The following is a 259-nucleotide window of genomic DNA, read 5'->3' as shown; positions in this document are numbered from 1 at the left end:
GCATCCAGAGGTGCGTTATGAAGAAAAGCTGGTTTCAACATACACAACTCACCACTGAGCAGGCTGACGAACTGGAAGCCCGCTATAAAGCAAAGCAGATTAAGACCAAGCGTAGTCTGGATAATGACTTTATTCACTGGACGATCAGCGCGTTCTTGCCGGAAGTATCTAAGCCTCCTCGTCAGGACAGAACCTGGCAACAACGGATCTGGAGGTGAATGTGAAAGTCTACGATATCACCCCAATGGGCAAGCCCAGA

At 49.0% G+C, this 259-nt stretch carries 1 protein-coding gene; it reads left to right on the top strand.

The features are described from left to right. The coding region (locus OGV74_RS23325; protein WP_502873934.1) for a hypothetical protein at window positions 1-218 on the top strand (218 nt) is incomplete at its 5' end. Window positions 219-259: the final 41 nt, after the last annotated feature.

The organism is Citrobacter sp. Cf116 (assembly GCF_030336505.1).
Taxonomy (GTDB): Bacteria; Pseudomonadota; Gammaproteobacteria; order Enterobacterales; family Enterobacteriaceae; genus Citrobacter; species Citrobacter freundii.
This window is presented reverse-complemented; position numbering and strand designations above follow the sequence as displayed.